The 984-nt window shown below is 75.2% G+C and carries 2 protein-coding genes; both read right to left on the reverse strand.

The window, feature by feature from the left end:
* A partial coding sequence (locus HW577_RS25605; RefSeq protein ID WP_198378897.1) for a hypothetical protein occupies window positions 1-470 on the reverse strand: 470 nt, incomplete at its 3' end.
* Window positions 470-984: glycosyltransferase (locus HW577_RS25610; RefSeq protein ID WP_198378898.1), on the reverse strand; the 515-nt coding region annotated here is incomplete at its 5' end. The genes HW577_RS25605 and HW577_RS25610, both read right to left, overlap by 1 nt.

The raw sequence follows: 984 nt of genomic DNA on the forward strand, positions 1-984 counted from the left end.
GAATAGTTGCGCCAGCAGGCGCGGTCGACCGCGCGCCAGCCGGCCTCGGCCGCCAGCGCCAGCGGCCGAAGCGCGCCCGCGCGGGCGAGCAGGCGCGCGCGATAGGCCTCGTCATAGGCCGCGCGCAGCGGCGTGAAGCAGAGCGCCATGACCGGCTTCGACCGGTTGCGCAGCGTCAGCAGGTCGCCGAGCCCGTCGCAGGAGACGACTAGCGCGTCGTAGCCGGCGGGGTCGATCCGGGTCGCCGCGATGCGCGCGGCCGCACCCAGCACGGGCAGGTAGGCGCGGCGAACCGAGACGCGGCCATGCTCGACGATCCCCGCCGCGGCGAGTTCCGGATAGGTGCCTTCGGCGTCGTAGTGGCCGGTGTGCAGCGTCACCTGGTGGCGGCTGCGGCGGTGGATTTCGAGCAGCGTCCGCTCGAGCCCCGACTTCAGGTAGATCCAGGGATGGTAGATCGCGACGCGCATCAGGCGGCCTCCCCGCGCGGCAGGCGCGCATGGAGCGCGAGCAGCGAATCGATGTGCGCATCCCAGGTGAAGCGGGCGGCCAGCCGCCGGTTGTCCGCCCCCGCCGCCGCGCAGGCCGCCGGGTCGTCCCACAGCCGCGCGAGGCCCGCGATCATCCCCGCCTCGTCCCCCGGGGCGTGGCGATGGCCCGCGAAGTCCAGCGTGACGGCGGAGGAGACGATGGCGCAGCCCGATGCCATGGCTTCCGCGACCGACAGGCCGAAGGTCTCGGCATGGGTGGGGGAGAGGAAGATCCGCGCCTCCCCCAGCGCCTGCCAGTAGCGCGCGTCGCCCTGCGCGTCCTGGAAGGCCAGGTTCGCCGGCGCGGCGGCGCGCAGCGCGGCGAGGTCCGCCCCCCAGCCGGCGGCGCGGAAGGGGATGTGCGGCAGGGCGCGCGCCGCGGCGAGGAGGTGATGCACACCCTTGCGCCGGTCGAGCCGCCCGGCGAACAGCACATAGGCTGCGCGCGCGGCCG

Source organism: Neoroseomonas rubea (assembly GCF_016106015.1).
Lineage (GTDB): Bacteria > Pseudomonadota > Alphaproteobacteria > Acetobacterales > Acetobacteraceae > Neoroseomonas > Neoroseomonas rubea.